General features: G+C 40.1%; 6 protein-coding genes. 1 reads left to right on the forward strand and 5 read right to left on the reverse strand.

The window, feature by feature from the left end; genetic code table 11:
- Positions 1 to 150: 150 nt before the first annotated feature.
- The gene (locus AC1DVJ_RS29280; protein ID WP_477596147.1) at positions 151 to 582 is read right to left on the reverse strand and encodes a hypothetical protein; all 432 of its coding nucleotides are present in this window, start codon (positions 580 to 582) and stop codon (positions 151 to 153) included.
- A 265-nt stretch (positions 583 to 847) separates the two neighbouring features.
- Here AC1DVJ_RS29280 and AC1DVJ_RS29285 point away from each other — a divergent pair, with 265 nt between their 5' ends.
- On the forward strand, positions 848 to 3,169 hold the full coding sequence (locus AC1DVJ_RS29285; RefSeq protein ID WP_477596149.1) for a SpoIID/LytB domain-containing protein: 2,322 nt from the start codon (positions 848 to 850) through the stop codon (positions 3,167 to 3,169).
- A gap of 265 nt (positions 3,170 to 3,434) precedes the next feature.
- Here AC1DVJ_RS29285 and AC1DVJ_RS29290 read toward each other — a convergent pair whose 3' ends face one another.
- From AC1DVJ_RS29290 to AC1DVJ_RS29305, 4 genes are all read right to left on the reverse strand, one after another.
- Positions 3,435 to 4,004 carry a GNAT family N-acetyltransferase gene (locus AC1DVJ_RS29290; RefSeq protein WP_477596151.1) on the reverse strand — a complete coding sequence of 190 codons (570 nt, stop codon included), beginning with the start codon at positions 4,002 to 4,004 and terminating at the stop codon, positions 3,435 to 3,437.
- Positions 4,005 to 4,170: 166 nt separating this feature from the next.
- The gene (locus AC1DVJ_RS29295; RefSeq protein ID WP_477596153.1) at positions 4,171 to 4,566 is read right to left on the reverse strand and encodes a hypothetical protein; all 396 of its coding nucleotides are present in this window, start codon (positions 4,564 to 4,566) and stop codon (positions 4,171 to 4,173) included.
- 45 nt (positions 4,567 to 4,611) lie between these two features.
- Positions 4,612 to 4,830 carry a hypothetical protein gene (locus tag AC1DVJ_RS29300; protein WP_477596155.1) on the reverse strand — a complete coding sequence of 73 codons (219 nt, stop codon included), beginning with the start codon at positions 4,828 to 4,830 and terminating at the stop codon, positions 4,612 to 4,614.
- A gap of 878 nt (positions 4,831 to 5,708) precedes the next feature.
- On the reverse strand, positions 5,709 to 6,391 hold a 683-nt coding region (locus AC1DVJ_RS29305), incomplete at its 5' end, for a GNAT family N-acetyltransferase (RefSeq protein WP_477596157.1).

Genomic DNA, 6,391 nt, shown 5'->3' on the forward strand with positions numbered 1-6,391 from the left:
CCTTTATAGAGTACGTTCAAGAATGATTGAACTAAGCTGCCCGTTACTTGAAAAAAGGCAACCAATCCACCTGGGCTGGCTGCCTTTTCATGTTGTTATTGAATTATCGTTCACCGTTAACTTAATGATATATCTTACCGAAAAGCCTGCCTAGAATTGTCTTCCAAACTGTTCCTTAAATAAGGCTCTGATTGGTTCTACGAAATCTTTATTGGTCTTGTAATATACATTGTTTACATTCCCTGATAGAAACCCAAATTTTTTAACTTCGCCTTCATATAAGGTAATTCCAAATACGTCCCCAGCCCTTACACCTTGATCCTTTTCAGGTATTAATTTAATATCTTTAATTTGGTTAAGCCAGTTTTGAATTATTGTCCGATCTGCTACTATTTTTCTTTCTCCTGAAGAACCATCAAACAATTCGACTCTGTTTACATTTGTTAAATTCCCAGGATAAGCTTCTGTTAATGTAATTGATATTAATTGAGTAGGTTTAGTTTGTTCAGAATATTTTTGTTGAGATGAACATGCACTCAGCAAAAACAAGCTTAAAATCGCAAAGATTAAAAATTTTCTCATGAAATCCCCTCTTCCTTAATAACTACTAATTATTTAGACGTTCAGCATCCATAAAAGTTCCATCGCATGCTTTGTTTGTCTGTCTTTATGGGGTCGCATACACCAAACTTTGTCAGTTTTTGTCGTCACCAAATCTAGTATAAAAGACATATAGGCAAGTGATAGAATTCAAGTTATATTGGCTTGAGACATAAAATTTCACTAAATATCATAAATAATGAAATTTTATTTCAAAAAATGCATTACTAAAGGAGTGTTAAAGTAAATGAAACAAATCGTCTTCCGTCCTCTTATCTTGCTCTTCTGTATTTTTCTGGCATTCAGTTCTGTAAGCGCTGTCTCGACAGCTCATGGAGAAACCTCTGATCTGCCCCCACTGAAAGAAAAGATCGTTTCAAAAAATACGGCTAACCGTACTCTGGAACTAGAATACTCAGGTACTTTTCCATTATCCGATCGTGCAGAAGTGTTTCAAAATGTGAATGGACAATGGTTTACCAAAAGCCTAAGCGATGTTATGGTTGGCGCCCAAAACGCGGAGATTTTCAAGAATGCAGCCGGTCAAATTTCCCAAATTGTTCTTCAAGGCGAAACTCAGATGAACATGATGCGTGTCGGGATTCGTTTCGATATTGCTAATATCGCAGATATAACACAGCTGAACCACGCTAAAGTGGATCTCCGTTCGGCGCAAGGCTTTCAACTGACAGATAAAATTGCAGGACAATCGTTTGAAGTAGCAGCTGGAAGCTTGCTTTCGATCACCCCAGACAGCGGTAAAATGAAAGTAATCGTGAATGGTGTGGAATTGTATCAGACTTCCAATAGACTATATGCGATTCCCGCCAGCAGTACCTCCCTGTTGCAAATCGCCTCCATCAAAAGGGCTCTGCCCGCTGCTCCTCAATACCGTGGGGTCTTGGAACTCTCGTTAAACCCGGATAAGGATAAGCTGCGAGTCATCAATGAATTGGGTATGGAAGAATACTTGTATCAGGTCGTACCCAGTGAAATGCCATCCAGTTTCGGATTGGAAGCCTTGAAGGCTCAAGCCGTGGCTGCAAGAACTTATGCGCTGACCGATTACTTGTCCAACCGATTCGCCGACCAAGGATTCCATATTGACGATAGCACGCTTAGCCAAGTCTATAATAACCAAGTAGAGAATGCATTGACCACTCAAGCGATCAACGAGACTGCAGGCCAGATCATGAAGAGCGGTCAAAACTTGGTTGACGCCCGCTTCTATTCGACTTCTGGCGGGTTCGGAGCGTCCAAACATGAAGTATGGTCAGACTCCGTTACCAATCTGTTCCCTGGAACTCCGCTTCCGTATTTAACAGCAGGCAGTTATACATTCGATCCCGCTGACAGCAGCAAGCTGTTCCCATTGAATACGCAAGATGAAGTGGCAGTAGCTGCATTTTACAAAAACCTTTCTTACAAGAGCTATGACTCTGATTCCTTGTATTTCCGTTGGAAAGTGGGTCTGACCAAACAGGAGCTGGAAAAAACGATCAACGCCAACCTAGGCTTGAGATATGCTGCAGACCCTAATTTCATCCTCACTCGTACAGCAGACGGTTCATTCCAAAGCCTCCCGATCACAGCCGAAGGGATTGGTACTTTCAAAACAATGTACGTAGCCAAAAGAGGGGCTGGAGGCAATATTACAGAACTAGTAGTAGAAGGCAGCACCGGGACGTACAAGATTATTAAAGAGTTCAATATCCGGTTTACAATCCGCCCAAGTAAAGTTTATACCGGAGGTTCAGACATTTCAGCTTTTCGGGCTAAGGGCGGCGCAACCGATTATGACCCGACTGCAACCCTAAAAAACCCAAGCATCCTATATTCCGCTTTCTTTACATTCGACATTGCCCAAAATGCTAGCGGTGAAGTGACAGGCGTAACCTTCTTCGGAGGGGGCAACGGCCACGGCGTAGGGATGAGMCAATTTGGTGCCTCGATGCTTGGAGGTCTTGGCTGGACTTATGACAAGATCTTGAATGCTTATTACCCTAACATGCAATTCCATAATTATAACAATAGCGCTCTAGTCTTAACCGGCATATCGATAAACGGTCCGAGTATGCTAATGGCTGGCCAAGCTTCACTGCTGCAGGTTATCGGCCAATACACAAACGGATCCATCTCCAAAATCGTTACCGGAGCGAACTTTACATCAAGCGCGTCCGAGGTTGCTTCTGTTGCTGCAGACGGTACCTTATTGGCTCATAGAGCGGGCAGCACTATTGTGACAGCCACTTACAACGGTAAATCCGCTCAGATCGAAGTACAAGTGTTACCAGCCAAACCCGTTAGCATCCAAATTACTGGGTTGCCAAAGAAGCTTAAAACCGGAGAAACAGCTCAATTAACAGCAATAGGAACTTATGCAGATGGTACCACCGTTGACTTAACGGCTTACGTTGCGTTCACATCCAGCGATGTACAGAAAGCAATCATAACTTTTAGTGAGTTGCGCACCTTTGAAAAGGGTGATGTGACCGTCCACGCTTCATATGAAGGAGTAACGAGTACTGTAGCATCTGTGAAAATACACGGTAATTTTAATGATAAATAAAATGAGAATAAGATAAAACAGCCTGCCAAAACGGAGCACAGTAAGTTCCGTTKGCTAACTGCTAGAAGGAACAAGCGGCCATACGGCCGCTTGTCTAATTGTGTACTCGATCGTCACTTACATCTAAAGTTGAGGAAACGGCAGGCCAATGCAGGCTGCCGTTTCTTCGTATTTATTGAGCTATCGTTCAACGTTAGTTCAACTATGCCCCTGCTGTCTATTGTTGTTGCTTAAATGAGATGTGCTCCTAATATAATCGCACCTGTTAATGACCACATTTTATCTTTGCAAAAATGTATGTGTCCCTCAATTCGCTTCCATCAACCGATAAATCTTCGTTCTTGATAATACCCTCAAGTTCAAAGTGTAATCGTTCAGGTATTAACTTACTTCTAGTATTTTTAGTATCGCAACGTATTTCCAATCTTCGGGCATTCAACTGACTAAAAGCAAAATTACAAATACCTTCAACAGCTTCAGTCATATACCCATTGCAACTAAAAAGTGTATTTATCCAATATCCAATTTCAAATTTCCGTACATCCCAATCTATGTTATGTAAGCTTGACGTAGCAACAAATTGCCCCGTTTCTTTCAAAAAGACAAGAAATCTTAGATTTTCACGACTTAAAAATCTTACATGTGCCTCTCTAACTGCAAGTTCAATATCATATTCGGTTTGTTCATTTTGAACAAACTTTAACCAAGGTTTCAACTCATCTATCGAAGCATTAACGGCTTCAAAAACAACCTTACCATCCCCTTGTTTTGGCATTCTAATTACTAATCGTTCAGTATGAAACTCATCTGGAAAATCAATCATAATTGGTTTCATAACATCCCCCTTTGGTTTATTTCTATCATACAAAACAACCATAAACTAATGCTACCAAAAAATAACCCTGTTACGTATTACCAAATCTGCCCATTAGCTGAATAGGCTGCCGAATGTTAGTGTCGGCAGCCTTCTCCTGTTTTCTATTAAGCTATTGTTTTCGACATCAATGGATAACAATCTTTCGTTGTCCATTGACATCTGAGATGGTATACATTTTAGATTTAACTGTAAATATTTCGATCAATTCAAGCGCCCGTTCATCCGATATTTCTTCAGGGATATCAAACCCTTGAAAACTTACATTGAATAAATTCGCTTCAAATGAATGTAGAAATTCATATTGGCCCACATAGGTGCGAGCAATTTTTCCATCCCATTTTATATCAAATTGATTGTTTTCGTTTTCCGAGAAATGTATCCGATGTTCAGCAACAGAATCGTGTCCTAATAAATAAATGTTAAAAGATGGATTATCAAAATCATAGTTTGACAACGGATCCACATTGTACTCCATTGAACCAAGTTGCCCAATATCAAATGGATTAAACTTGGTACCCACCTGAAATCCACTGGCTTCTTCTCCCCAATAAGTGGATGATAGCGTTCATCTATGATAATTATTCCAAACGATTTCTGCCTGCCAGTCAGAAACGTCCTCATCATCTTGAGAATTCAACTCACTATTTGCTTCATCGTAATCGGCAGTTTTTAAATGTAAATCAAACCAGAGTCCAGCTTCATTAATGTGACCACTCCAAATAAATTCAGAGACGTGATGTCCGTCTTTCCAAGGATTATCTTTAAACGTTATTTTATTATTCATAATTGAAGATTCAATCCTTCCATTTTTTCAATAATAATATAATTCGTATTATTATAAATAAACCCTCTTCGGTATTTTGTGAAAAGCATGTGCTATTCGAAATACACGATTATAGTTATTTACATTGAATTCGCCACTGTTTTATTCGTAGCATTGCTCTTTAATCCCTCTCTGAATGTCGAGAGTTCATTATCGCAAACTGCCCGTTACTTCAACGGACAACGGCAGCCGATCGTGTGCCGGCTGCCGTCATATCATGATTGAACTAACATTCTTAGATTCAATCATGTTAATCATCGATTTAAAATTGCCCATAATATCCAATCCCAAAAGAAGAGTATAATCATAATAACGATAAAAATTCCAACCGGATTCGGACCAAGATCTATAAAATAGAGAACAGCGCTGAGTATGATTGTTAATATAGCGGCGATTACTACTTTTATAAGAATGGACTTAATCATTTTCCTCATTGTCAAGTTCTCGCTCCTGTGATTCCCTTTGGGTTCATTTTCTTTCTCTTTAATGTTGTGTTGTATCCTTCATTATCAACTCAAGACACCTACCTTATACTGCACGTTAGCACAAAAAGGCTGCACGTGGCAGCCTTTTTGGGTTTGTTAACTATCGTTCTTCCGTTAGCTTAACATTCTTTCGTGCATTATGATAAACTTGGACTGAGGTGATCAACTAATGCCATCAAACAAATTAATGCTGTCAGGTATTTTTCTCTTTGTACTGATGTATTACATTCAAAACAATATGCATATAAAATTGCATCTGTTTGAAGTAATAATTCCACTTATTGGGGTTGTCCTGTTTATTTTTGGACTAATTACGAGGGACAATAAATAGTCAACTGTTAAACTACACTCCCGTTACTTGTTCAAGAGCCTATTCCCTATTCCTCTCCCTTGATATTGCGTATGAACGTATAACTGATTGACCCAATTTTCATTACAAGCTAGTATGCCTACTACTTGCTCCCCTGAAGCTTCAATTGCAAGATATACTTTATTATTTTTGACCAAAATGTTATTTAAAAAAAATACATGATTCTCAAACCTTTGACTTCTCGGAAATCGGACAATGTTCTTGTCACCAATCGGCAATCGGATCAAGTTCTTGACATTGCAAATTGACAAGAACTTGATCCGATAAATTAAAAGGCCCGCGATAAACGCGGACTTGATTCGGACAATGTTTTTGTCATCCGACAGGAGGACAAGAACATATATCTTTAAAGGACTGTTCGTTCGAATTTCATCAGCCTGGAATAGCTTTTTGATGGACGGAGCCAGCAGCTTGACCCGATGCGCCAAATACCAGCGAGGAGCGCGTGAAAACTGATGAGCCAGTACGTTCTCAGCGTGATCGGATATGTCTAAATATAACGTGCCGCCGAAGCTCACATTCAATAGCTGCATCCCTCTGCAAATAGCGAGTATTGGCTTATGAACCCGCAAAGCTTCTTCGATCAACTGCAGCTCAAAACGATCCCGTTCCGGGGTGATCGTCCAGCAGCGAAGATCCGGACTCGAGCCGTACAGCTGCGGATCAA

This window comes from Paenibacillus sp. P4_A9 (genome assembly GCF_056402415.1).